At 63.3% G+C, this 24,370-nt stretch carries 23 protein-coding genes; 1 reads left to right on the forward strand and 22 read right to left on the reverse strand.

Translation table 11 applies throughout. The features are described 5' to 3' along the window. Positions 1-29 precede the first annotated feature (29 nt). The 9 genes from pnp to rimP form a co-directional block, all read right to left on the reverse strand. Positions 30-2,177 carry a polyribonucleotide nucleotidyltransferase gene (pnp, locus tag MESAU_RS00080; protein ID WP_015314001.1) on the reverse strand — a complete coding sequence of 716 codons (2,148 nt, stop codon included), beginning with the start codon at positions 2,175-2,177 and terminating at the stop codon, positions 30-32. 279 nt (positions 2,178-2,456) lie between these two features. Continuing rightward, positions 2,457-2,726 carry a 30S ribosomal protein S15 gene (rpsO, locus tag MESAU_RS00085; protein ID WP_015314002.1) on the reverse strand — a complete coding sequence of 90 codons (270 nt, stop codon included), beginning with the start codon at positions 2,724-2,726 and terminating at the stop codon, positions 2,457-2,459. Between the two features lie 181 nt (positions 2,727-2,907). Continuing rightward, complete coding sequence (gene corA / locus MESAU_RS00090; protein WP_015314003.1) at positions 2,908-4,002, reverse strand: magnesium/cobalt transporter CorA; 1,095 nt, start codon at positions 4,000-4,002, stop codon at positions 2,908-2,910. A gap of 52 nt (positions 4,003-4,054) precedes the next feature. After that, on the reverse strand, positions 4,055-5,035 hold the full coding sequence (truB, locus tag MESAU_RS00095) for a tRNA pseudouridine(55) synthase TruB (protein WP_015314004.1): 981 nt from the start codon (positions 5,033-5,035) through the stop codon (positions 4,055-4,057). Continuing rightward, positions 5,035-5,445 carry a 30S ribosome-binding factor RbfA gene (gene rbfA, locus MESAU_RS00100; RefSeq protein ID WP_015314005.1) on the reverse strand — a complete coding sequence of 137 codons (411 nt, stop codon included), beginning with the start codon at positions 5,443-5,445 and terminating at the stop codon, positions 5,035-5,037. Before rbfA ends, truB begins: the two co-directional genes overlap by 1 nt. A gap of 140 nt (positions 5,446-5,585) precedes the next feature. Next, positions 5,586-8,162 carry a translation initiation factor IF-2 gene (gene infB / locus MESAU_RS00105; protein WP_015314006.1) on the reverse strand — a complete coding sequence of 859 codons (2,577 nt, stop codon included), beginning with the start codon at positions 8,160-8,162 and terminating at the stop codon, positions 5,586-5,588. Beyond that, positions 8,159-8,809, reverse strand: a complete 651-nt coding sequence (locus tag MESAU_RS00110) for an RNA-binding protein (RefSeq protein ID WP_015314007.1) — start codon at positions 8,807-8,809, stop codon at positions 8,159-8,161. Before MESAU_RS00110 ends, infB begins: the two co-directional genes overlap by 4 nt. A 38-nt stretch (positions 8,810-8,847) precedes the next feature. Next, positions 8,848-10,443 (reverse strand): transcription termination factor NusA, encoded by a 1,596-nt coding sequence (gene nusA, locus MESAU_RS00115; protein WP_015314008.1) that lies wholly within the window; start codon positions 10,441-10,443, stop codon positions 8,848-8,850. A gap of 49 nt (positions 10,444-10,492) precedes the next feature. Further along, positions 10,493-11,140: a ribosome maturation factor RimP gene (rimP, locus tag MESAU_RS00120; RefSeq protein WP_015314009.1), complete on the reverse strand. Its 648-nt coding sequence runs from the start codon at positions 11,138-11,140 to the stop codon at positions 10,493-10,495. Between the two features lie 285 nt (positions 11,141-11,425). On the opposite strand from rimP, the gene MESAU_RS00125 reads away from it, so the two are divergent. After that, on the forward strand, positions 11,426-11,590 hold the full coding sequence (locus MESAU_RS00125) for a hypothetical protein (RefSeq protein ID WP_015314010.1): 165 nt from the start codon (positions 11,426-11,428) through the stop codon (positions 11,588-11,590). A gap of 52 nt (positions 11,591-11,642) precedes the next feature. Here MESAU_RS00125 and trmB read toward each other — a convergent pair whose 3' ends face one another. The 13 genes from trmB to MESAU_RS00190 form a co-directional block, all read right to left on the reverse strand. Further along, a complete protein-coding gene (gene trmB / locus MESAU_RS00130) occupies positions 11,643-12,344 on the reverse strand; it encodes a tRNA (guanine(46)-N(7))-methyltransferase TrmB (RefSeq protein ID WP_041163235.1) in 702 nt (233 codons plus the stop codon). Positions 12,345-12,371: 27 nt separating this feature from the next. Next, the gene (gene metK / locus MESAU_RS00135; protein WP_015314012.1) at positions 12,372-13,637 is read right to left on the reverse strand and encodes a methionine adenosyltransferase; all 1,266 of its coding nucleotides are present in this window, start codon (positions 13,635-13,637) and stop codon (positions 12,372-12,374) included. A 168-nt stretch (positions 13,638-13,805) separates the two neighbouring features. Beyond that, a complete protein-coding gene (locus MESAU_RS00140) occupies positions 13,806-14,225 on the reverse strand; it encodes a helix-turn-helix domain-containing protein (protein WP_015314013.1) in 420 nt (139 codons plus the stop codon). A gap of 138 nt (positions 14,226-14,363) precedes the next feature. Then, a complete protein-coding gene (gene lnt / locus MESAU_RS00145; RefSeq protein ID WP_015314014.1) occupies positions 14,364-15,956 on the reverse strand; it encodes an apolipoprotein N-acyltransferase in 1,593 nt (530 codons plus the stop codon). A gap of 87 nt (positions 15,957-16,043) precedes the next feature. Then, positions 16,044-16,514 carry a VOC family protein gene (locus MESAU_RS00150; RefSeq protein ID WP_015314015.1) on the reverse strand — a complete coding sequence of 157 codons (471 nt, stop codon included), beginning with the start codon at positions 16,512-16,514 and terminating at the stop codon, positions 16,044-16,046. Positions 16,515-16,528: 14 nt separating this feature from the next. Continuing rightward, positions 16,529-17,623 (reverse strand): hemolysin family protein, encoded by a 1,095-nt coding sequence (locus MESAU_RS00155; RefSeq protein ID WP_015314016.1) that lies wholly within the window; start codon positions 17,621-17,623, stop codon positions 16,529-16,531. Between the two features lie 28 nt (positions 17,624-17,651). Next, positions 17,652-18,158 carry an rRNA maturation RNase YbeY gene (gene ybeY / locus MESAU_RS00160; RefSeq protein WP_015314017.1) on the reverse strand — a complete coding sequence of 169 codons (507 nt, stop codon included), beginning with the start codon at positions 18,156-18,158 and terminating at the stop codon, positions 17,652-17,654. An 18-nt stretch (positions 18,159-18,176) separates the two neighbouring features. Beyond that, positions 18,177-19,169: a PhoH family protein gene (locus tag MESAU_RS00165; protein WP_031241013.1), complete on the reverse strand. Its 993-nt coding sequence runs from the start codon at positions 19,167-19,169 to the stop codon at positions 18,177-18,179. Between the two features lie 83 nt (positions 19,170-19,252). Next, positions 19,253-20,674 carry a tRNA (N6-isopentenyl adenosine(37)-C2)-methylthiotransferase MiaB gene (gene miaB, locus MESAU_RS00170; RefSeq protein WP_015314019.1) on the reverse strand — a complete coding sequence of 474 codons (1,422 nt, stop codon included), beginning with the start codon at positions 20,672-20,674 and terminating at the stop codon, positions 19,253-19,255. 63 nt (positions 20,675-20,737) lie between these two features. Further along, positions 20,738-21,538: a lyso-ornithine lipid O-acyltransferase gene (olsA, locus tag MESAU_RS00175; protein WP_015314020.1), complete on the reverse strand. Its 801-nt coding sequence runs from the start codon at positions 21,536-21,538 to the stop codon at positions 20,738-20,740. A gap of 121 nt (positions 21,539-21,659) precedes the next feature. After that, complete coding sequence (rimI, locus tag MESAU_RS00180; protein WP_015314021.1) at positions 21,660-22,154, reverse strand: ribosomal protein S18-alanine N-acetyltransferase; 495 nt, start codon at positions 22,152-22,154, stop codon at positions 21,660-21,662. 82 nt (positions 22,155-22,236) lie between these two features. Next, entirely contained in the window at positions 22,237-22,914 is a 678-nt protein-coding gene (tsaB, locus tag MESAU_RS00185) for a tRNA (adenosine(37)-N6)-threonylcarbamoyltransferase complex dimerization subunit type 1 TsaB (RefSeq protein ID WP_015314022.1), read from the reverse strand. Between the two features lie 107 nt (positions 22,915-23,021). Further along, positions 23,022-24,128, reverse strand: coding sequence for a DUF1513 domain-containing protein (locus MESAU_RS00190; RefSeq protein WP_015314023.1), 1,107 nt, complete (start codon positions 24,126-24,128; stop codon positions 23,022-23,024). Positions 24,129-24,370: the final 242 nt, after the last annotated feature.

Raw genomic sequence — 24,370 nt, forward strand, 5'->3', positions numbered from 1 at the left:
CGCCCGCTTCGATTTTTCCGTCAGAGGCCTCAGGCGGCGTTTTCTTCGCCTTCGGTCTTCTTGTCGCGGGCGATTTCCTTGCCGGTGGCCTGGTCGACGACCTTCATCGACAGGCGGACCTTGCCGCGCTCGTCGAAGCCCATCAGCTTGACCCAGACCTTGTCGCCTTCCTTGACGACGTCCGAGGTCTTGGCGACCCGGTCGTTGGCAAGCTGCGAGATGTGGACGAGGCCGTCACGCGGACCGAAGAAGTTGACGAAGGCGCCGAAGTCGGCGGTCTTGACGACCGTGCCTTCGTAGATCTCGCCGACTTCCGGCTCGGCGACGATGGTGTGGATCCACTTCTTCGCCGCCTCGATCTCCTTGGCGTTCGACGAAGCGATCTTGACCGTGCCGTCGTCCTCGATGTTGATCTTGGCGCCGGTCTTCTCGACGATCTCGCGGATGACCTTGCCGCCCGAACCGATGACGTCGCGGATCTTGTCGGTCGGGATGTGCATGACCTCGATGCGCGGCGCGAACTCGCCGAGTTCGGGGCGGGCGCCGGTCAGAGCATGGGACATCTCGCCGAGGATATGCAGGCGACCGTCCTTGGCCTGGCCAAGGGCGATCTTCATGATCTCCTCGGTGATGCCGTCGATCTTGATGTCCATCTGCAGCGAGGTGATGCCGCCTTCGGTGCCGGCAACCTTGAAGTCCATGTCGCCGAGGTGATCCTCGTCGCCCAAGATGTCGGAGAGCACGGCGAAGCGCTCGCCTTCCTTGATCAGGCCCATGGCGATACCGGCCACCGGCTTGGCCAGCGGCACGCCGGCATCCATCAGCGCCAGCGAGGTGCCGCAGACGGTAGCCATCGAGGACGAGCCGTTGGACTCGGTGATCTCCGAGACCACGCGCAGCGTGTAGGGGAACTGGTCGGCGGAGGGCAGCATCGGACGGATGGCGCGCCAGGCGAGCTTGCCATGGCCGATTTCGCGGCGGCCCGGCGAACCCATGCGGCCGGTCTCACCGACGGAGTAGGGAGGGAAGTTGTAGTGAAGGAGGAATTTCTCCTTGTACATGCCGGTCAGGGAATCGACGTACTGCTCATCCTCGCCGGTGCCGAGCGTGGCAACCACGAGCGCCTGGGTCTCGCCGCGGGTGAACAGCGCCGAACCATGGGTGCGCGGCAGGACGCCGACTTCGGAGACGATCTTGCGAACCGTGCTCAAGTCGCGGCCATCGATGCGCGCGCCGGTGTCGAGGATGTTCCAGCGAACGACCTTCGCCTGCAATTCCTTGAATACCGAGCCGATCTGTTCGGAGGTGTACTTTGCGTCCTCGCCTTCAGCCGGGGCAAACGCGGCCTTGACCTTCGCCTTGACAGCGTCGACGGCGGCGTAGCGCTTCTGCTTGTCGACGTTCTTGTAGGCATTGCTGAGCTCGTCGCCGACGATCTTCAGCATCTCGGCCTCAAGCGCCGAATAATCCGGCGCGGTGAAGTCGCGCGGCTCCTTGGCGGCAACTTCCGCCAGCTTGATGATGGCGTCGATGACCGGCTGGAAACCCTTGTGGCCGAACATGACAGCGCCGAGCATCAGCTCTTCGCCGAGTTCCTTGGCTTCCGACTCGACCATCAGCACGGCATCGGTGGTGCCGGCAACGATGAGGTCGAGCTTAGATTCCTGCATCTCGTCGACATGCGGGTTCAGCACATATTCGCCATTGATGTAGCCGACGCGCGCGCCGCCGATCGGGCCCATGAAGGGAACGCCCGACAGGGTCAGGGCCGCCGAGGTGGCGACGATCGACAGGATGTCCGGGTCATTTTCGAGATCGTGCTGGACGACGGTGACGACGATCTGCGTGTCGTTCTTGTAGCCGGCGGCGAAGAGCGGGCGGATCGGGCGGTCGATGAGACGGGAAACCAGCGTTTCCTTCTCGCTCGGACGGCCTTCGCGCTTGAAATAGCCGCCCGGGATCTTGCCGGCGGCATAGGTCTTTTCCTGGTAATTGACGGTCAGCGGAAAGAAGTCGAGACCGGGCTTGGGCTCCTTCATCGAAACGACGGTGGCGAGAACCTTGGTCTCGCCGTAGGTGGCGAGCACCGCGCCGTCGGCCTGGCGCGCGATCTTGCCGGTCTCCAGGATGAGCGGACGACCGCCCCATTCGATTTCCACTTTGTGGTGATTGAACATGTCTTGTCCTTAATAAGCGGAAAGGGCCGCGCCGTTTCACGGTGCGCGGATGCCCTTTGCCTGGCTTCCTTTCTCGGGCAGCCACGGGCAAGACAACGGGAAGCTCGGGTGATTTAGGCGCGACAAGCGCGCGCGAGCGTCCTGCAATCCTGCCCCATGACCGTCCATGGGCGGTTTCGAACGGCCCTTTGCACGCTCGAAACCGGGTCTGGCCAGCCTGTGCGACTGGCAGAATGCGCGACCGGCGGGCTCTCCGAAGAAAGCCCGCCGGTCAATTCGTCAACGGCGCAGACCGAGCTTCTCGATCAGTGTCTGATAGCGCGAGTCGTCCTTGCGCTTGAGATAATCAAGCAGGCTGCGGCGCTGGGACACGAGAGCGAGCAGACCACGGCGGGAATGGTTATCCTTCTTGTGGTCCTTGAAATGGTCGGTCAGGTTCTTGATGCGCTCGGAAAGGATGGCCACCTGGACTTCCGGAGACCCGGTATCGCCCTTGGCGGTTGCGAATTCACCCATCAATTCCTGTTTGCGCTCGGCAGTAATCGACATCGTGTTTTTCCTTATCTGTTTGAGGAAACGGGTCGCCCACAGCCGGGATGTCGTCCAGCAGGGGCCGTGCATGCAAAGCGTCAAGGCGCTATGCTGCGGCGCATATAGTGCAATTCCCAGAAAAACACCAGCCCAATTCACAAGCCGGCTTTTGAGGCTCAAATGACAGGTTTAAACCCGGTCAAAGCCATTTCTTCCATTTGAAGAATGCAATCAGCCCGACAGCGACGGCAGCCATGAACAGCAGAGACAAGGGATAGCCGTAGTACGCCTTCAGCTCCGGCATATTCCATGGCGAGCTGGCGGGGTCGAAGTTCATGCCCCAGATGCCGACCAGGAAGGTGAGCGGCATGAAGATGACCGAAACGATGGTGAGATAGGAGATGACGTCGTTGGTGCGGGCCTGGCTCAGCGACAGATGCATTTCGATCAGGCCGGTCAGCATGTCGCGCTGGGTCTCGACCAGCTCGATCAGCCTGAGCGAATGGTCGAGCGTATCGTTGAGGAAGACCTTGGTCTCGGCTGTGACATAGGCCACGTCGTTGCGGATCAGCGTTGCCAGCGCATCGCGCATGGGCCACAGCACGCCTTTCAAAATATTGGCATCGCGCCGCAATTCGTGCAGCTGCCGCATCTGGTGCTTGTGCGTCGAATGCAGCATCTGGTCCTCAATGCTGTCGACCAGGTCGCCGGCAGCCTCGATCGGCGGAAAATAGCTGTCGACGATGGCGTCGATCAGCGCATAGGCGAGATAGTCGGCGCCGCGCGTGCGCAACCGGTTCGGGGCCGAACTCTCAATGCGCTTGCGCACCGGATCGAACGGATCGCCCTCGCGCTCCTGGAAGGTGACGACGAAGTTCTCGCCGAGGAAGAGAGCGATCTGCTCGTAGCGATGCGACGTGACATCGTCGATCATGCGCATGACGACGAAGGCGTGGTCCTCGAAGAAGTCGACTTTCGGCCGCTGGCCGGTGTTGACGACGTCCTCCAGCGCCAGCGGATGCAGGCTGAAGATGCGGCCGATCTCCTCGATCAATTGGATGTTGGCAAGGCCGGTGCAGTCGAGCCAGATGACGGACCATTTCCGGCAACTGACCTCGACATCGTCGATGCTGGCGTTCTCGATGGTCTTGAACTTCTGCGGCGAGATCAAGGTCAGCCGCAGTTCGGAGCGCCGCGCCGCCGGATCGGCGATCAGCGTGCCGGGCGAGGCGCCAACCGGAGGCCGCCTCGTCTTCACCGGCGCCCGTTTTTTCACCACCTCGGCCTTTGCCATGCCCCCACCCGTCGAACCTGCTTGTCCTATACCGCCATGGCGATCAGACCGATCACCCGGCAAAGACCCGCTTGGGCTTGAACATGCCTTGCTCGATAGCCCCGATGGCGACGAGCTTGCCGCGCGCCGTCGCACAGGCTTCTTCCGCCTCCACCGGCGCGTCACGGCCACGAATGATGACCGGATTGCCGAGGCGGATCTTGGTCGCGGCATCGTCGCTGATCGCGATCTGCGGCAGGCAGTCGAGCGCCGCCGAGGTGTCGACGAGAAGCCCGTCGATGGCGCCGAAATCGATAGGCATCTCCACTGCGTCCGCAGCATCTGCCTCCGGATCCGGTTTATCGTCACCTTGCGCGCCGAAGCGCGCGGCCTCGAGTTCGGCGATGGTGACGAAGTCCTCTGGCGTAAACGGCTCGACCTCGACCCGGCGCAGTTCGCTGATATGGCCGAAGCAGCCGAGGTCGCGGCCCATGTCGCGGGCCAGCGAACGCACATAAGTGCCCTTGCCGCATTCGACCTCGAAAATCGTCTGGTCCGGCTTGTGCTCGACAATGTCGAGCCGGCCGATCTCGATCTCGCGCGGCGGTATGTCGACCGTCTCGCCTTCGCGGGCGAGGTCGTAGGCGCGTTCACCCGCAATCTTGATCGCGGAAAATTGCGGTGGCGTCTGCATAATGACGCCGGTGTATTTCGGCAGCAACACCCGGATATCGGCTTCCGATGGACGCTGATCGGCCTCTTTCGTCACCGGACCTTCGAGGTCATCGGTCGACCGCTCCTGTCCCCAGGCAACGGTGAAACGATAGATCTTGGCGCCGTCCTGCACGTAGGGCACGGTCTTGGTGGCCTCGCCGAGCGCGATCGGCAGCATGCCGGAGGCAAGAGGGTCGAGCGTGCCGGCATGGCCGGCCTTTTCGGCCTGGAACAGCCATTTGATCTTGGAGACGGCCTCGGTCGAGCCCATACCGACCGGCTTGTCCAGCACCACCCAGCCGGAGACCGGCCGGCCCTTCTTCTTGCCGCGACGCCCCATTATTCTTCTTCCTTGTTGTCGTCGCTATCCAGGTCGCGTGCCACTTCGGGTGACTTCAGCAGGTCGTTGATCCTAGCGAAATTGTCGAAGGACGTATCCAGCCGGAAACGGAACTCCGGCATGTACTTCATCTGCCGGAGCGCGCCGGAGACGCGGCCGCGCACGAACTTGGCATGCTTGTTCAGCGCTTCGATCACCGCGTCGGTATCCTTTGCGCCGAGCGGAGAAACGAAGGCTGTGGCGATCTTGAGATCCGGCGACATCCGCACTTCCGACACCGAAACGACGGTATTTTCAATCAACGGGTCGATGATGTCCCCGCGCTGCAGGGTTTCCGAGAGCGCATGGCGCACCTGTTCACCGACGCGCAACATGCGCTGGGATGGGCTTGATGTGGTGGAACGGGGCATTTTTCTCGATCCTGAAAGCGTGAGGCGCGGGATGGGACCGTGCCGCATGTCTCAAATGATTATTCTCAACAGGCTTGTGGTCAACAGGCTTGGGGCGGCGGTCTTTCGACCACCGCCCGATATCGACAAGTCACTCGACCTCAGAGTGTGCGGGTCACCATCTCGACGCGGAAGCACTCGATGACGTCGCCGACGCGCATGTCCTCGTAGTTCTGGAAGGCCATGCCGCACTCCTGGCCGCCCGGGACTTCCGAAACTTCGTCCTTGAAGCGCTTCAGGGTCTTCAGCGTGCCTTCGTGGATGACGACGTTGTCGCGGATCAAGCGTACGCCCGCACCACGCTCGACCTTGCCTTCGGTGACACGGCAGCCGGCGATCTTGCCGACCTTGGTGATGTCGAAGATCTCGAGGATCTCGGCATTGCCGATGAAGGTCTCGCGACGCTCCGGCGAGAGCAGGCCCGACAGAGCCGCCTTCACGTCATCCACGAGGTTGTAGATGATCGAATAATAGCGGATCTCGATGCCCGCGGCCGCGGCCGCGGCACGTGCCTGCACATTGGCGCGAACGTTGAAGCCGATGATCGCCGCGCCAGACGTTTCCGCCAGCGAGACGTCGCTTTCGGTGATGGCGCCGGCGCCGGAATGAACGATGCGCGCACGAACCTCGTCGGTCCCAAGCTTGTCGAGCGCGGCATTGATCGCCTCGATCGAACCCTGCACGTCGCCCTTGATGACCAGCGGGAATTCCTTCAGCCCGCTCGTCTGCAACTGCGACATCATCTGTTCGAGCGAGCCGCGCTGGCCGGCATGCCTGGCCACCGCCTTCTCGCGCGCCAGACGCTGGCGATATTCGGTGATCTCGCGGGCACGGGCCTCGTTGTTGACCACGGCGAAGCGGTCGCCGGCCTGCGGCGTTCCCTGAAGGCCGAGCACCTCGACCGGCATCGCCGGCGGTGCTTCCTTGATCTGCTCGCCGCGATCGTTGACCAGAGCGCGCACGCGGCCCCATTCATTGCCGGCGACGAGGATGTCGCCCGGCATCAGGGTGCCGGTCTGCACCAGAACGGTGGCGACGGGACCACGGCCCTTGTCGAGCTGCGCCTCGATGACGACGCCCTCGGCGGTACGGTCGGGGTTGGCCTTGAGGTCGAGGATTTCGGCCTGCAGCAGGATCGCCTCGAGCAACTTGTCGAGATTGGTGCCCTTGGTCGCCGAAACTTCGACGTCCAGCACTTCACCGCCCATGGATTCGACGAAGACCTCATGGCGCAACAGCTCGGAACGCACCTTCTGCGGATCGGCGTCGTGCTTGTCGATCTTGTTGATCGCCACGATGATCGGGACGCCGGCCGCCTTGGCATGGCTGATCGATTCGATGGTCTGCGGCATGACGCTGTCGTCGGCCGCGACCACCAGGATGGCGATGTCGGTCGCCTGGGCGCCACGGGCGCGCATCGCCGTGAAGGCGGCGTGGCCGGGCGTGTCGATGAAGGTGATCTTCTGACCGTTCTTCTCGACCTGATAGGCGCCGATATGCTGGGTGATGCCGCCGGCCTCGCCGGAAACGACATTGGCATTGCGGATCGCATCGAGCAGCGAGGTCTTGCCGTGGTCGACGTGGCCCATGATGGTCACGACCGGCGGACGCGACACCAGGTCCTCGGCATTGTCGGCGATGTTGAACAGGCCTTCCTCGATGTCGGACTCGGCAACGCGGCGGACCGTATGACCGAATTCGGTGGCGACCAGTTCGGCCGTGTCGGCGTCGATGACGTCGCCTGGCTTCAGGATCTGGCCCTGCTTCATGAAATACTTGACCAGGTCGACAGCACGCTCCGACATGCGCTGCGCCAGTTCCTGGATGGTGATGGTCTCGGGCAGGATCACTTCGCGCATGACCTTCTCGCGCGGCTCGTTGTGCATCGCGCGCTTGAATTTTTCCTGGCGGCGACGCATCGACGACAGCGAACGAGCCCGGGCATCCTCGTCGGACAGCGCGGAGTTCAGTGTCAGCTTGCCACGGCGGCGGTCTTCCTCGCTCTTGGTGGGCTTTGCCGGGCGCGCCACTTCGGGCGTGACCAGGCGGCGCACCGGCGCGCCGGCGGTCGCCCGCTTCGGCTTGACCTCTTCCTCCTCGTCGGCGGTCGCCAACTCGGCGGCTTGCGGTGCGCGGCGGCGCGCCTCTTCCTCGGCGCGGCGGCGCGATTCGGCCTCGGTCTGCAACCGTGCCTCTTCCTCGGCCTGGCGGCGCGCGGAGTCCTCGCGTTCGCGCTTGCGGCGCTCTTCGTCCTCGGCGCGGCGCTTGGCGTCCTCGGCGGCCCGCTGACGGTCTTCGACCTCGCGGACCTTCGAGCCCTCGAGCGCCCTGCGGCGCGCTTCCATCTCGCTGCGCGACAATTCGTTCAGCACCATGCCGCTGCGCTCGACCGGAGCCGGCGGCGGAGGTGGCGCCTTGGGCGCTTCCTGGACGACAGGCGCCGCCACGACCGCCGGCTTCGGCGTGAAGACGGGCGCAGGCGGAGCCGCGGCCGGCTCCGGCTTGTCGCCGGGCAGCGAGAACTTGCGCTTCTTAGTCTCGACCACGACCGACTTGGTACGGCCGTGCGAGAAGTTCTGGCGCACGGTGCCCTGTTCCATGCCGGGGCGCTTCAGCGTCAAGGTCTTCTTCGGTGTAACACTCAACGTCTTGTCGTCGCCCGATTTCGTATCGCTCATTCCATATCCTCTGCGGCATCATCTTCGTCAGCAACGGCCGCAAGCATTGCAAGATCGTCCGGGGTACCGCCCCGATATCGGTCGAGCGCAACCATGCGCTTCTGGACCGCCTTACCCGCGTCTCCCGCGAGGACGGCAGCATGTATCACATTTGTACCCCCCAATGCCAAGCTCAACTCGGCCTCGGAGAAAAGTTTGTAGGCAAGGATGGAGGGGCCGCCGATATGGACGGTCGCCCGCCGCGCCTGGCTGATCTTGCGCACGCCATCCTCGGACGCTTCGGTCGCGTGGAGCACGAAAAGCGCCAGTCCGCCGCGCACCGCGCTCTCGACCTTGGTAGCGCCTAGCGAAATCGCGCCTGCCTTGCGGGCAAGACCCAGCATACCGAGGGCGGATCTGGAAAGCAGCCCGTCGACCATGCCGCCGAGATCGGGCGGCACGACCACCTGTGCCTTGAAGGCGCGGGCAAAAAGGTTCTTGGCCGCCGCCTTCTCGATATGTAGGCGGTCCGCACTCACCCAGCAACCACGGCCGGGCAGATTTCTCTTGAGATCGGGAACGACGGCCGAATCCGGGCCGACGACGAACCGGATCAGTTTATCCGGTTCGGCCTGTTTGCGGGTGACGATGCAGGTGCGATCGTTCATCTCGTCCAAGGGCGGGTTGTGTGCGATGCGGTTTCACCTCACGCACCAACGGCTTCGTCGGCCGTTTCTTCTTCGGCCGCAAGCTCGTCTTCGGTGATCCAGCCGGCCTTGAGGCGAGCGGCCAGAACCATCTGCTCGGCATCGGCGCGCGAAACGCCGTGATTGGCCAGCACGCCGGGATAGACCTTGGTCTCGCCGTCCTTGCGTTCCTTCCAGCCGGTGAGGTCGTCGGCGGCATAGCCGGCGAAATCCTCGATCGTCTTCACGCCATCCTCGCCGAGCGTCACCATCATGGCGGTGGTGACGCCGGGGAGTTCGCGCAGATCATCCGAAACGCCCAGCGCCTTGCGCTTCTCGTCGTGCTCGGCCTCGATCTTCTCCAGATATTCGCGGGCGCGGGTCTGGATTTCCGAGGCTGTATCCTCATCGAAGCCGTCGATCGAGGCGATCTCGCCGGCATCGACATAGGCGACTTCCTCGACGCTGGTGAAGCCTTCCGAGGCCAGCACCTGGCCGACCATCTCGTCGACATCGAGGGCTTCCATGAACAGCGCCGAGCGCTCGACGAATTCCTTCTGGCGGCGCTCGGATTCCTCGGCCTCGGTCAGGATGTCGATGTCCCAGCCGGTGAGCTGCGAGGCAAGGCGCACATTCTGGCCGCGGCGGCCGATGGCCAGCGACAGCTGATCGTCGGGAACCACCACTTCGATACGCTCCGCATCCTCGTCGAGCACGACCTTGGCGACTTCCGCCGGCTGCAGCGCATTGACGATGAAGGAGGCCGCCGAAGGCGACCACGGAATGATGTCGATCTTCTCGCCCTGCAATTCGCCGACGACGGCCTGGACGCGGCTGCCGCGCATACCGACGCAGGCGCCGACCGGATCGATCGAGCTGTCACGCGAAATGACGGCGATCTTGGCGCGCGAGCCCGGGTCGCGGGCGACCGACTTGATCTCGATGATGCCGTCATAGATCTCCGGCACTTCCATGGTGAAGAGTTTGGCCATGAACTGCGGATGGGTGCGCGACAGGAATATCTGCGGGCCGCGCTGCTCGCGCCGCACGTCGTAGACATAGGCACGCACGCGATCGCCATATTTGTAGTTTTCGCGCGGGATCAGCTCGTCGCGGCGGATGATCGCCTCGCCACGGCCGAGATCGACGATGACGTTCCCATATTCGACGCGCTTGACCGTGCCGTTGACGATCTCGCCGATGCGGTCTTTGTATTCGTCATACTGGCGGTCACGCTCGGCCTCGCGCACCTTCTGCACGATGACCTGCTTGGCAGACTGGGCGGCGATGCGGCCGAAATCCATCGGCGGCAGCAGTTCGGCGATGAAATCGCCAAGCTGGGCGTCAGGATTGCGCTCACGCGCCGAGGAAATGGCGATCTGGGTCGCGTAATCGTCGACCTTCTCGACCACTTCCATCAGCCGCTGCAGCTTCATCTCGCCGGTGTTCGGGTTGATGTCGGCGCGAATGTTGGTCTCCTGGCCATAACGCGAACGCGCCGCCTTCTGGATCGCATCGGCCATGGCGGCGATGACGATCGACTTGTCGATCGACTTCTCACGCGCGACCGCATCGGCGATCTGCAGCAGTTCAAGTCTGTTGGCGCTTACAACCATGTTCTTTCTCCCGAGCCTGTTCGCCGGACCTTTGCGCCCGGCAGCTCAATCAAATTTCCTGTTCGTGTTCTTCCGTGGCGTCCGGTTCCGTACCCTCGGACACATCGTCGTCCGGTTCACCGCGGCGTCTCTTGGCTTCCTTGCGCTCCCTGTTGTCCCTGGACAACGCTTCGCGAATGAGGTCGTCGGTCAGGATCAGCCTGACATCGGCAATGGCATCGTAGGGCACGCGCACCGTCGGCTCCTCGCCATACGCCGCCTTGTCGCGCTCGATCAGCACGTCGTTCTCACCGGCTTCGGCGATCTTGCCCTTGAAGCGCTTGCGGTCGGCGACGACGACCGATGTTTCCATCTTCACCAGATGACCGGTCCAGGTCACGAAATCCGATTTACGCACCAGAGGCCGATCGATGCCGGGCGAAGAGACTTCGAGGTGATAGGCCTTTTCGATCGGATCATCGACGTCGAGCGCCGGCGACACCGCGCGGCTGACCTCTTCGCAATCCTCGACGGTCATGGTGCCGTCCTCACGCTCGGCCATGATCTGCAGCGTCAGCCCGTTCTGGCCGGACAGATGCACGCGCACGAGGCGAAAGCCGATGCCGCGCAGCACCGGCTGGACGATCAGCGCAATGCGCGCATCGATGCCGCTTTCGCGGATGATGCGATCGTCACCTTCGTTTGCCGTTCCAGTCATCGTTGCCTATCGTTGGTCTCGAACCTATCGGCAGGTAATAAAAAAGAGCGGGACCGGGTGGACCCACTCTTCGTCATACCGACCAAGAATTTGAGGCTGATATAAACGAACACGGTTCGTGTTTCAAGTCCGCAGTCCCGGCCGGACGAAAGCCTGTGGGTTCAGGGTTGTTCCAGGCGCATGGCCGCCATGCGGCAATCCGCCTGTGAGAGCCGGCGGCGCGCTCTTATTTATTAGCCATCAAACGAATTGAATTGGCGCGCTGGCGCGCGAAAGGACAAGACCATGAGCAACCGCAGGATATTCTCCGCCTTGGGCGATCTGTTCACCACATTCGGCAGCGCCGTTGCCGCGTCTCGCGCCGTGGAAGCCGGGCGCAAGCCCAGAGCCGACGACCTGCGCAATCTCGGCATGGATCCGGCCGTATTCAACAGGATCGGTCGTTTCTGACTCCAACAGGCATTCGACCCCGTCCTCCCGGCAGGTTGCCGGTTGGGCGGACCTAGGTCCTGACGAAAGTCAGATAGGCCGGCCGGCGCCCCTCGCGAATGGCCTTTGCCTCATAGCGCGTGCCGGGCCAGCCCTCATAGGAGCGATGCCAGTCCGCCGCTTCCGCAGCCTGCCATGCGAAAGCGCCATGCGCCCGGCAATGCAGCAAGGTCCAGTTCACATAAGTGTCGATGTCGGACGCAAAGCGGAATTTCGAGCCGGGTTTCAGGACGCGTGCGAAACGATCGAGATTGACCGGACTGACGAAACGCCGCTTCCAGTGTTTTTTCTTTGGCCAGGGATCGGGATAGAGAAGATCGATGCCGTCGAGCGAGGCCGGCGGCAACCAGTCAAGCAACTGGGTGGCGTCGTCGTCGTAGACCCTGAGATTGGCCAGCGGCGCTGCCCGCACCGCCATCATCATCTTGGCCATGCCGTTGACGAAGGGCTCGACGCCTATGAAGCCTGTCGCGGGCGCCTCGATGGCGCGATGCAGGAGATGTTCACCGCCGCCAAAGCCGATCTCGAGCCGAACCGCCGAAACCTCTGCTGCAAACAGGACGCGCAGGTCTGGCGGTGCCTCGGCCGTCAGATCGAGCCGGTATTTGCCAAGCCCGCTTTCCAGCGCCGCGGCCTGCTGCGGGCGCACGGGCTTGCCGCGCCGGCGACCGAAGAAGGCTTCGGTCATGCGGCTTGGCCTGTCCGCGTCACTCATCGACTGGCGCCAGTCCTGCCGCCGCCCTCAGGCCGCGACAGCATCCTTGAGCGCCTTGGCCAGATCGGTCCTTTCCCAGGAGAAAGACCCGTCACGGCCAGCCTTGCGGCCGAAATGGCCGTAAGACGACGTCTTGGCGTAGATCGGCTTGTTGAGGTCGAGATGACGGCGGATGCCTGACGGCGACAGGTCCATCACGCTGCGCAGCGCGTCCTCGAGCTTTGCCTCGTCGACCTTGCCGGTGCCGTGCAGGTCGACATAGACCGATAGCGGCTGGGCGACACCGATGGCGTAGGAAAGCTGGATGGTGCAGCGATCGGCGAGCTTCGCCGCCACGACATTCTTGGCCAGGTAGCGCGCCGCATAGGCAGCCGACCGGTCGACCTTGGTGGTATCCTTGCCGGAAAAGGCGCCGCCGCCATGGGGGGCTGCGCCACCATAGGTGTCGACGATGATCTTGCGGCCGGTCAGGCCGGCATCACCATCCGGACCGCCGATGACGAACTTGCCGGTCGGGTTGATGTACCACATGCAATCGTCAGCGATCTTGAGGTCGCCCAATGCCTCGCGGATATAAGGTTCCACCACCTTGCGGACCTTCTTGGAATCCCAGCTTGAATCCAGATGCTGGGTCGACAGGACGATCTGCGTCGCCTCGGCGGCCTTGCCGTCGACATAGCGGACTGTGACCTGGCTTTTCGCGTCCGGCCCGAGCTTGCCGGCCTCGCCGTTGTTTTCGTGGCGGGCCGCTGCCAGAAGTTCGAGAATCTTGTGGCTGTAGTAGATCGGCGCTGGCATCAGGTCCGGCGTCTCGCGGCAGGCATAGCCGAACATGATGCCCTGGTCGCCGGCACCTTCCTCGCCCTGACGGTCGGCGGCATTGTCGACGCCCTGGCCGATATCAGGCGACTGGCCATGCAGCAGGACCTCGATCTTGGCCGTCTTCCAGTGAAAGCCAGCCTGCTCGTAGCCGATCTCACGGATCGCCTTGCGGGCGACGGATTTGAACTTCGCCGGGTTGACGACGGGGTGGCCCGCGGCATCCTTGAGGATGTTGCCGGCCTTGTCCTTCTTCAACAACGTCTCGGGAACGCGCACTTCACCGGCGATGACGACCCGGTTGGTGGTCGCGAGCGTCTCGCAGGCGACACGGACTTTCCATGGGTCCATGCCGGTCTTCTTGGCTTCACGATAGACCAGATCGACGATTTCGTCGGAGATGCGGTCACAGACTTTGTCGGGATGGCCCTCGGCTACGGATTCCGAGGTAAAGAAGTAGTTCTGCCGCGTCACGGGTGTCCCCTCTTGAAAAACGATCGGCAGGCTGCCGATTTTGGCGCGCCACGTGTTAGCGGGGCAAAGCGCTGCTCGTCAAGCGCTGCCGCGGCTCTGGCCTGAATGTCGGAGGCGATATCTTGTGCCACCGGCGGCGCATGCCGCCGGCGCAAAGCGCATTGCGGATCAGTCGGGATCGTCCTCGGCGAGCGATTTCACCAGGTCAATGATCCTGCGGCGTACCTTGACGTCGGCGATCTTGACAAAGGCCCGGTTGAGCTGAAGTCCTTCGGGACTGCCGCAGAACTCGACAGCGAAAGCCATCGAACTATCCTCGGCAAAGCCGCGGTTGGCGGTCAATTCCTGGCCTGGCGCATCCTCGAAAAAGAAGGCGACGGGGACGCCGAGTATGGAGGCAATCGCCTGCAGGCGGCTGGCACCGACGCGATTGGTGCCCTTTTCATATTTCTGGATTTGTTGGAACGTGATGCCGAGATTCTCGCCCAGCTTTTCCTGGCTCATTCCGAGCATATTGCGGCGAAGCCGGACCCGGCTTCCCACGTGAATATCGATGGGATTGGGTTTCTTCTTGTTTTCTTCTGTCATTTTTTCCTCGCCGAATTTTTTCGGCTTTGTGATTTTTTCCTGCCCAAAGAAAGCCGGAGGCGACTGCCCCAACAGAACGATCCACCAGCTTCGAGAAATTTTCAGGCGGTACAGTATGAGTTTCTAATGTGCCAGCTGTCAATTCACCCGTAGCTTTTGCCTTACGTTCAACAGCCCCCCTACAAGCGCAAACAGCAACATGATCAGCATTCCGTTAATGCGCCGCTGGCTGGACGAAATGACCGTCTGTGCGGAAACAGGCACCTTCACATCGATGGCTCCGCGCGCGTCGATCGCAAGGGCGTCGACGACGCGGCCACGGGCGTCGACCACGGCCGAGATGCCGTTGTTGGCAGCACGCAACAAGGGCAATCCATTCTCCACCGCGCGAATCTGGGCCTGCCTGAAATGCTGATACGGTCCCGGCGTGTCGCCGAACCATGCATCGTTGGTAACGTTCACAATAAGCTGCGCTGACGTAGCGTCAACTGCCACCAGATCGGGAAAGATCACCTCATAACAGATAAATGGCAGGGCACGAATGCCGCCCGGAAGCGTGATGGCATGACGCTCGTTGCCGGCCGTGAACGTCAGCGGCCCGGCGACGAGCTGTTCGATGCCGAAACGAGCGAGCAGGTCGGCGAAAGGCAGGTACTCGCCGAACGGCACCAGATGAACCTTGTCCACGGCGTCGGCGATCTCGCCCTTGTCGTTGATCGCCACCACGGAGTTGTAGTAGCGGCTGTCGGCGCTGGCCGCCGAGCCGCCCTCCTCACGCACGACGCCGGCGATCAGCATCTGGCCGTCGCCCAGCATGTCGCCCAGCGCCGTCAAGGCGTCAGGGCGCTCCGTGAAAAGGAACGGTACCGAGGTTTCCGGCCAGAGAATCAATTGCGGTTTTTCGTGACCTGGGTCCGGTGCCTTTGCGGAGAGGCCCAGCAAGGTGGCGAAGATGCGGTCGCGCACCGAGGCATCCCATTTTTCCGACAGATCCACGGCCGGCTGGACGATGCGGACATCGAGACTGCGCGTCGCCGGCTTTTCGGGGGCGTTGAGCCTGACATAGCCAAAGCCGACATGGGCGGCGGCGAGCACGACAAACAGCGCGGCGCCCAGCCGAAGATGCCGACGCGCCGCCAGCAGCGCCGGCAGCGCGAAAAGGAAAACCGCGAGCGCGTTCATGCCGATCATGCCGGTCACCGAGACGCTCTGCATCAAAAGCGGCACTGGCATCGCCGCGTAGCCGATGGCGTTCCAGGGGAAACCGGTGAACAGGAAGCCGCGCAGCCACTCCGCCAGCGCAAAACCGAAGGCAAGGGCAGCGATACGGCCGATATCGCTGCTCCACAGGAGCCGCGCGACCACCGTTGCGAAGCCGTAGAAAAATGCGAGCGCGAAGGGAATGCCGACCACCGCGAACGGCAGCGCCCAGGCAAAGTCGTCGGCCTCGACCAGCAGCGCCGAGCCGATCCACCAAAGGCCGGCGAGGAAATAACCGAAGCCGAACCACCAGCCGACGGCGAAAGCCGGCCGCAGGCGCCGCAACAGGCTGCCCGAGGCTTCGCCGGTCGCGCCATCGAGCAGCCAGACCAGCAGCGGAAACGAAATGAAACAGGCGGCAAAGAAATCGTAAGGCGCCTGGCCCAGAACCGTCAGCGCCCCAGCGAAAAACGCCACAAGCGAACGCCGCCAACCCCAAAGCAGAATTATCCGGCCGGCAAGGCGCTCCATGCGTATTTCCGTCGCGCGAATCAGGAGCTAAGATTTATCAGGCCGCGCCGCGCGCTCCAAACGCCGGCGTGATTACCCGGCCGCTCTCTACCGGTGCCAGCCTTCGATGCGCAGGCCCCCCAACCGCTCGGCCTCTTCACGAGAAACAGAACCCATCGGTTGCGTGAACGTCCAGACATGGCCCTCGGGATCGCGCGCCCGATACTGGCGTTCGCCGTAGAACTGGTCGGCCGGCTCCTGGATTATTGCAGCACCGGCCGCGCGGGCCTGCTCGCAATGCGCATCCAGGCCGTCTTTCAACCTGACATAGACCGATTGCGTGTTCTTGCCCTGGACCGACGCGGGGCTCGCGACATGATCGGCCCATTCAGAATCGACAATGAGGTAGCAATCGCCGAACCGCATTTCGGCGTGGACCAGCTTTCCCTCGGCATTGCTGACCACCATGCTGCGCTCGAAGCCAAAGGCTGCTTCAAGCCAATCCAGGGCAGAGCGTGGATCTTTGTAAAACACGCGGGAGCCGAGGACCGAGTGCTTGAACGGATCCTCGATCGTCATGCAACAGCAGGCTTTCAGGCCTGTTCGGTGCGCGCCGTGACCCGCCGGCGGCGTTCGCCCTTCTGGCTCTGCACGATGCGCACGCGCTTGACGCGGCGCGGATCGGCGTCCAGCACATGGAATTCGAAGCCGGGAATGGCCTGCACCACCTCGCCGCGCGCCGGCACGCGGCCGAGCGTGTTGAAGATCATGCCGCCAATGGTGTCGACATACTCGCCGTGTTCACCGGCGGCGAAATCCTCGCCGATCATCTTGGCGACCTCGTCGATCTCGGCCTTGCCATCGACGATAAACACGCCGTCGCCGGTCTGGGTGATCATCGGCTCGTCGTCGTCGTGCTCGTCCTCGATGTCGCCAACCACCATCTCGACGATGTCCTCGAGCGAGACGAGGCCGTCCGTGCCGCCATATTCATCGATGACCAGGGCCATCTGCGTGCGCGTCGTCTGCATGCGGCCCATCAAGTCGGACGCAAGCATCGACGGTGGCACGAACAGGACCTGCCGGATCAGGTTGAGCTCTCCGATGGTGCGCGCGAGGTCGACCTGGGCAAGATCGAGAACCGTGGCGACAGGCGTTTTGCGGGTTGCACGGCCCTTCCTGACGCGCGCCAGCTTGGTGATATGGGCCAGCACGTCGCGGATATGGACCATGCCGCGCGGGTCGTCGAGCGTCTCGGAATAGACCGGCATGCGGGAATGGCCGGATTGTTCGAACATGCCAAGCAAGTCACCGAGCGACGTGGCGATCTCGACCGCCTCGATATCGGCGCGCGGCACCATGACGTCCTCGACGCGCACCTCGCGCAGGCGCAGGATGTTGTTGAGCATGGCGCGCTCGCCAGGCGAGAAGGATTCGACATCGCTCGTCGTCTCGGCGAGCGCGCCGGCGATCTCTTCGCGCAGGCTGGTGCCGTTGCGTTGCCGGAACAGGCCCAGCACGCGGTTGAACAGGGAGGGGCCGGCAGGCGACGGCTCGATGGCCGCGCTGCCAGTGTTGGCAACACCAGGGGTGACGGTACTCGGACCTGATCCCTCTTCCGACGTATCGGAAGCCTTGATCGCACTGCCGACATCGGGGCGGGCGGCAGTCTCTGGTTTGTCGTTCATCGTCGTCCGGTCAATTGGTCGTTTTTAGTTACGCGTAGGGATCGGGAATGGCAAGCCTTGCCAGCGCGGCGCGCTCGATGGCTTCCATCTCCTCGGCCTCCGCGTCGGTCTCGTGATCATGGCCCATGAGATGCAGCAGGCCATGGATGACGAGATGGCAGATATGGTTCTCCAGCGGCTTGTCTTCCAGTGCCGCCTCGCGCGCCACCGTCTCGGCGGCAAGCACGATGTCGCCGAGCATCGGCGGCAGCGGGCCGCCTTTTGCCGGCGGAAAAGCCGGGAAAGACAAGACGTTGGTGGGCTTGTCCTTGCCGCGCCAGCCGGCATTCAACGTACGGACATGGGCGTCGTCGGAAAAAACAATGCTGAGTTCGGAATGACCCGCCGCACCGGTCTCGGCAAAGGCGGCGTCAACCGCGCGATCGACCAGCCGCGTCAGGCTTGCTTCATCGGGCCAGTCGCCCGCTTCAACCGATATATCGATCTCGACGGGAACCGGGAGGCTCCCGCCGCCGGATGTGTTGTCATCAGGCATGAGGCCGCATCGTCAAGATCAATTCTCGGCACCGAGGCCACGAGCCAGCTTGGCGTCCCGGTCATAGGCCCTGACGATTTCCGCCACCAGCGGATGGCGAACGACGTCGACATCGTTGAAGCGTACGGTTACCGCGCCTGCCACACCGTCGAGGACACGCAAGGCTTCGACCAGGCCCGACTTGGTGCTCGGAGGAAGGTCGATCTGTGTCGGATCGCCAGTGACGATCATGCGCGAGTTCTCGCCGAGACGGGTGAGAAACATCTTCATCTGCATCGGCGTGGTGTTCTGAGCCTCGTCGAGAATGACGGCGGCGTGCGCCAGCGTGCGGCCGCGCATGAAGGCGAGCGGCGCGATTTCGATTACTTCGGCGGCAATGGCGCGCTCGACCTTGTCGGCCGGCATCATGTCGTAGAGCGCGTCATAGAGCGGCCGCAGATAGGGATCGACCTTCTCCTTCATGTCGCCCGGCAGGAAGCCCAGCCGTTCGCCCGCCTCGACAGCCGGTCGCGATAAAATGATGCGCTCGACCATGCCGCGTTCCAGCAGCATCGCCGCATGCGCCACCGCCAGATAGGTCTTGCCGGTGCCGGCCGGACCGATGCCAAACACCAGTTCCGACCGCTCCAGCGCCCGCATGTAAGCGTCCTGGTTCAGGGAGCGGGCATAGATGGTCTTCTTGCGGGTGGCGATCTGGGCGGCGGAGACCTTGCCCTTGCGCTCCAATGTCGGCAGCGTGAGCTGGTCGTCGGCGGCGATAGCCATGCGCACGGCCCCGTCGACATCGGACTGGCTGATATCGACGCCCTTCTGCAGGATGCCGTAGAGATTGTCCAAGGCGCGGCGCGCCTGTTCGGCGGCCGAAGCGGATCCCTTGATGGTCAGCTGGTTGCCGCGCGAGCGTATGTCGACGCCGAGCTTCTGCTCAAGCCGGGCCAGGTTTTCGTCGAACTGGCCGTAAAGGGCGCTGGCAAGCTTGTTGTTGTCGAAAGTCAAAACGATGTGCGCCATGTCAGAAGCCCCGGATGCCGGTACCGGGGGCAGATTCTTCAGCTCCGCTGCGCTCAACCGTCTCTCCTCATCTGCCGAGACCATCAGGCCAATTCGGCGAACAGGCTGTTGTAGCCCGTCTTCGTGATTCGCACCTTGATAATGTCACCGATTTCGCCGGCGTTTTCATCAACAATAACTGGCTGCAGCCAAGGCGAGCGGCCGACCTTCTGGCCAGCCTGACGACCGGGCTTCTCGATCAGCGTATCTATGGTGCTGCCGATCAAACTCAAGCCGAAATCCTGCTGTTGCTTCAACAGCAATGCCTGCAGGCGCTGCAAGCGGTCGTCCTTGACCGCTTCCGGCACGTGGTCGGACATCTCGGCGCCGGGCGTACCGGGACGCGGCGAATATTTGAACGAGAAGGCCGAGGCATAATTCACCTGGCGCACCAGATCCATGGTCGCCTCGAAATCGGCCTCCGTCTCGCCGGGGAAACCAACGATGAAATCGCCCGACAGCGCGATATCGGGGCGGGCGGCGCGGATGCGGTCGAGCAGCGCCAGATAGTCCTTGGCCGTATGCCTGCGGTTCATCGCCTTCAAAATGCGATCCGACCCGGATTGCACCGGCAGGTGCAGATAGGGCATCAGTGCGGCCAAGTCGCGGTGCGCGGCGATCAATTCGTCGTCCATGTCGCGCGGATGGCTGGTGGTGTAGCGCAGCCGCGCCAGGCCGGGGATTTCGGCCAGCCGGAACAGCAGACGGCCAAGACCCCATTCCGCGGTCTTGCCCCCTTTGGTCTCGCCCTGGCCATGCCACGCGTTGACGTTCTGGCCGAGCAGCGTCACCTCGCGCACCCCGGCCTCGGCCAAGCGCTCGGCCTCGGCGACGATCTGCGCCACCGGCCGCGACACTTCCGAGCCTCTCGTATAGGGCACGACGCAGAAGGTGCAGAACTTGTCGCAGCCTTCCTGGACGGTGAGGAAGGCGGTGACGCCGCGCTTGATCACCTCGGCACGCTTGGGCTGCGGCAGATGCTCGAACTTGTCCTCGATGGCGTACTCGGTTTCGACGATCTTTTCGCCGCCGCGAACCCGTGCCAGCACGTCGGGGAGACGGTGATAGGTCTGCGGACCGATGACCAGGTCGACGGCCGGCGAACGCCGGATGATCTCGGCGCCCTCGGCCTGCGCCACGCAGCCGGCGACGCCGATCAGCATCTCGCGGCCGGCACTTGCGCGTTCCGCCTTCATGTCGCGGATGCGGCCAAGTTCGGAATAGACCTTTTCGGCGGCTTTTTCCCTGATATGGCAGGTGTTGAGCAGCACCAGATCGGCCTCGCCGATGGCATCGGTCGCCGTATAACCGTCAGCGACCAGCGCATCGGTCATGCGCTGTGAATCATAGACGTTCATCTGGCAGCCATAGGTCTTGACGAAGACCTTCTTGGCTGCCGTGGCGTTCGCCGCCGGCTGTCCGGCCGCAGTGCCGATGTCGTCGCTTTCAATCGTGTTCAAGTCCATCCGGCGGCTTCTAACGCCTTTCCGTGACAAAAAACAGACGATTCTGCCTTGGGGCCGCTGGGTTCAGCGGCTCGGGAGCGGATCGGTAAGGGCCGCCTGCATCATCTCGCGCACCCGGCCTTCCATCAGCTTGGCCGTTTCCTTGCGGTTGGAACCCTTGGCAAAGGCGATCGGTTCGCCGAAATGCACCTCGACGTCGAGCGCGCCCTCGGCCATCAGCACCTTGAGATGCGGCATCAGGTCCTCATCGCCGATCCAGGCTGCGATCGGGCGGTGGCGGCGGCCGAGCGGTACGCCGTGCAGGCGCGTATAGGCGATCGCAACGGGCTGGATGAAGACCTGCTCGGCCGCGCCTTCGGAAATGGCCATCGAGGCGGCGCCGAACAGGGTGCTTTTGAAGGGCAGGACGACATTGCCGTCACCGGTCGAGCCCTCGGCGAACAGCACCATGGCATCGCCCTTGGCCATGCGTCTGGCGATCTCGCTGGCCTGATCGCCAGACGAACGCTTGCGTTCGCGCTCGATGAAAACAGTGCGCTGCAGTTTCGACAGCATGCCGATCAGCGGCCAGCCTTCCATGTCGGCTCGGGCGATGAATTTCACATCGGCAAAGGAGCCCAGCACCATGATGTCGGTCCAGGAGATGTGGTTCGAGGCAACCAGCAAGGGGCGTTTGTCGGACAGTGCCCCCCTGACATGGATACGCATGCCGAGCGCCCGGATGATCAGCCGGTGCCAGATTTTGAGGATGAAAGTTTCCGGCCACCAACCGGTCTTCATCGACAGGATCTGCAGCGGCACGAAAACCAGCGACCCAGCGACGACGAGGCCCAGCGCCAGGAAAATCCTGATTTTCTTGATCATCGCCCTACCATTACAGCGCCGCGCGTCCTCTTGGACGCGCAAAGGACGCTGTAACACCTTAATTCTGGCGCATGATCCTCTCCGAAATCGGATTCGATTTTCGGGATCATGCGGTCCCTGGCTAGCGAAGATCGCGGCGCATGACAAGCGCCCCAGTCGGCCCGCGATCGGGCGACTTGTAGTAATCCGGACGCTTGCCGACTTCCCGAAAACCCAACCGACGATAGAGAGCGATCGCCGCGGCATTGGTCTCATCGACCTCGAGGAACAAGGCTTCGGCGCGCTGCGAATGCAATTCGCGCAGCACTGCGTCCATCAACTGCCAGCCCAGGCCCTGGCGACGATGCGACCGTGCCACCGCGACGGTCAGGATTTCACCCTCGCCCGCGGCCAGCCGGGCGAGGACGAAGCCGACAGGCGGCTTGGCGCCCTGCCCGGTTTCGCGCGCGGCATAACCGAACACGGTGTCCTGTTCGAGCAAGGCGGCGAACTCACCATCGGTCCAGGGGCGGACAAAATCCTCGCGGTGCAGCAGCGAGACCGCGGCGCTGTCGGTGATCCTGAGCGGCTCGAGCGCGTAGTCGCGGCGACGTGGTTGAAGAAAAGGTATGCGCATCAATTCTCGTTTTCTCGTCTGACCATGGTCTCTGGGCGAACGGGACCGTTTGTCCGCGAAAGCCGGCTTCCACTTTTCGGGATCATGGTCTTTGCCTCGATAGTATAAACCCGGCCTGCGGCTTGGCATCGGCACCGCGCAGATAAAGCGGCTTCGGCCTTTCGCCCTGCCCCTTTGCGGCAGCCAGCCGGGCGTAGGTGAGAATGTCGGCGGTGGCCGCCCGAGGCCCGATGTCGAAGGTACGGCCGGCCGCGTCAGCGATCAGCGTCGCTGCCGTGCCGGCGAGCACCGCGGAACGTTCCGACGCCATCGTCACCGCATCCGCAAGCGTGGCCACGGCCGGACCGTAAGTCAACACTGACATTTCATCGTACAGTGCGGCATGGATTTCCTCGCGGCCGGCATCAAGCGCCGCCAGCACGGCGCGGCCAGGAAAGGCACTGGCCGCCTCGGCGGCCAGTGCCTCGAGGGTCGTCACCCCGATTGCCGGCAGCTTGAGCGCCAGCGCCAGGCCACGCGCCGTCGACACGCCGACGCGCAGGCCGGTGAAGGAACCCGGACCGACAGAGACGGCAATGGCGCCAAGTCCGGCGTAGTCGGTCGCGGCGGTCTTCAACGCGTCAGCGATGACGGCCATCAGGTGCTCGGCATGACCCTTGCCCAGATCAAGCACCGAGCGGCCAAGCTCCAGCCCAGCCGCCGCGTCGTAGACGCAGGCGGCGCAGAGGCTGGCGGCACAGTCGATGGCGAGAACTTTCATGAAACGACCGGTTCGAGAAACAATTCCCTGTGCCCGCCATGGCGCGCAACCGCAAGTGTGTAGTGCATAATTTGTTAAGCGGCTTCGGTTTGGCCCGGCAGAAGAGGTTATGCCGCCGGCCCTATGCGCAGCATGTGATTGTCCCAGACATAGTCCGGTTCCGTCCGCGTGGCACCACCGCCCTCGATGATCTCGCCGGCGCCCGTGGTGGCCATGAAACCTGCCCCGTCGGGCGCCACGCCGCAGACCTCGACCAGCGCGCTGGAGGAGACGATCCGGCCGCTGCCCGCATCGATCACGACAAGCGAATTGCCTTCCGGCGAGGAGACGGCGACGGTGCCGGCACCAGGATTGGCGGCGACCGAGCCGATATAGTTGCGGAAACCGGACAGCACATCCCGCGGCATGTCGAGCAATGCCAACTCCTTACCCCGCGCGGCGCGACCGACCAGAAGCGGACGATCGGTGCCGGAGCCCCTGTATTGGCAGCCGAACCAGACGGTGCCGGTCTGGTCGATATCCATGTGGCGAATCGACAATTGGTGGAGAGCGGCCGGCAGTTCATGCTTTTCGATCAGGTCGCCGGTGACGCGGTCGACCAGCACATAGGAAGGTTTCATGGTGGCAATGTTGAGCTCGGCGCGTCCATAGTCTGGGTGGGTCTCGATGCCGCCATTGGCGACCGCGATCGTCTTGCCATCGCCCAGCAGAAGAAGTTCGTGCGGGCCCATGCCGTAGGTCGGGAATTCGCCGACGCGATTGAATTTCGCCCGCGCGTCATAGACCCCGACCACGCCAGCGGCGTTGTCGAAGTCGTTCTCGGTGGCGTAGAGCAGAGCGCCGTCGGGCGAGAAGACACCATGGCCGAAGAAGTGCCGGCCCGCGATGCTGGCGATGGTCTGCGAGGCGTCGCGCCCGGCGTGATCGAAAACGACGGCGAAGGTGCCGGGCTGGCGGGCGAAAACCACCGAACGCTTCGATATCGGATCGAAGGTGACGTCATGACCGCGATCGGGCAGGTCGATCGCATGCAGCACCTTGCCGGCCTCGGACAGGACGGCGGCACCAAAACTGCCGTCGCGCTTGACGAAGGCGGTGGCGAACACGGCATCCGCCGCGAGCGTATTTGCCCAGGCCGAGGGCGTCACGGCGGCGGCAAAGCCAATGCCGGCGGCCCTCAAGAAATCGCGGCGGTCGATGAGACGCGTTTTCAAGACATGGCCCTCCCCTGCACTGGCCGGCTCCAAGACATGGTAGTTTTTAGGGATCGGAGCTGACGCTTGGCACCTGCCGATTCTTCGAATGACTCATCGCAGACGTTGGAAGTTGGCCGAAGCCTCCGGAACTTCGTCATCCTTGGGCGGAGCAGGAGCGTAGCTCCGTCGCGGAGACCCAAGGATCCATGCCGTGACTTTCGCCGAGGAATGCAGCAGAGCAGAATTCTGAACCGTTGCAA

This window comes from Mesorhizobium australicum WSM2073 (assembly GCF_000230995.2).
In the GTDB taxonomy this organism is placed as follows: Bacteria; Pseudomonadota; Alphaproteobacteria; order Rhizobiales; family Rhizobiaceae; genus Mesorhizobium; species Mesorhizobium australicum.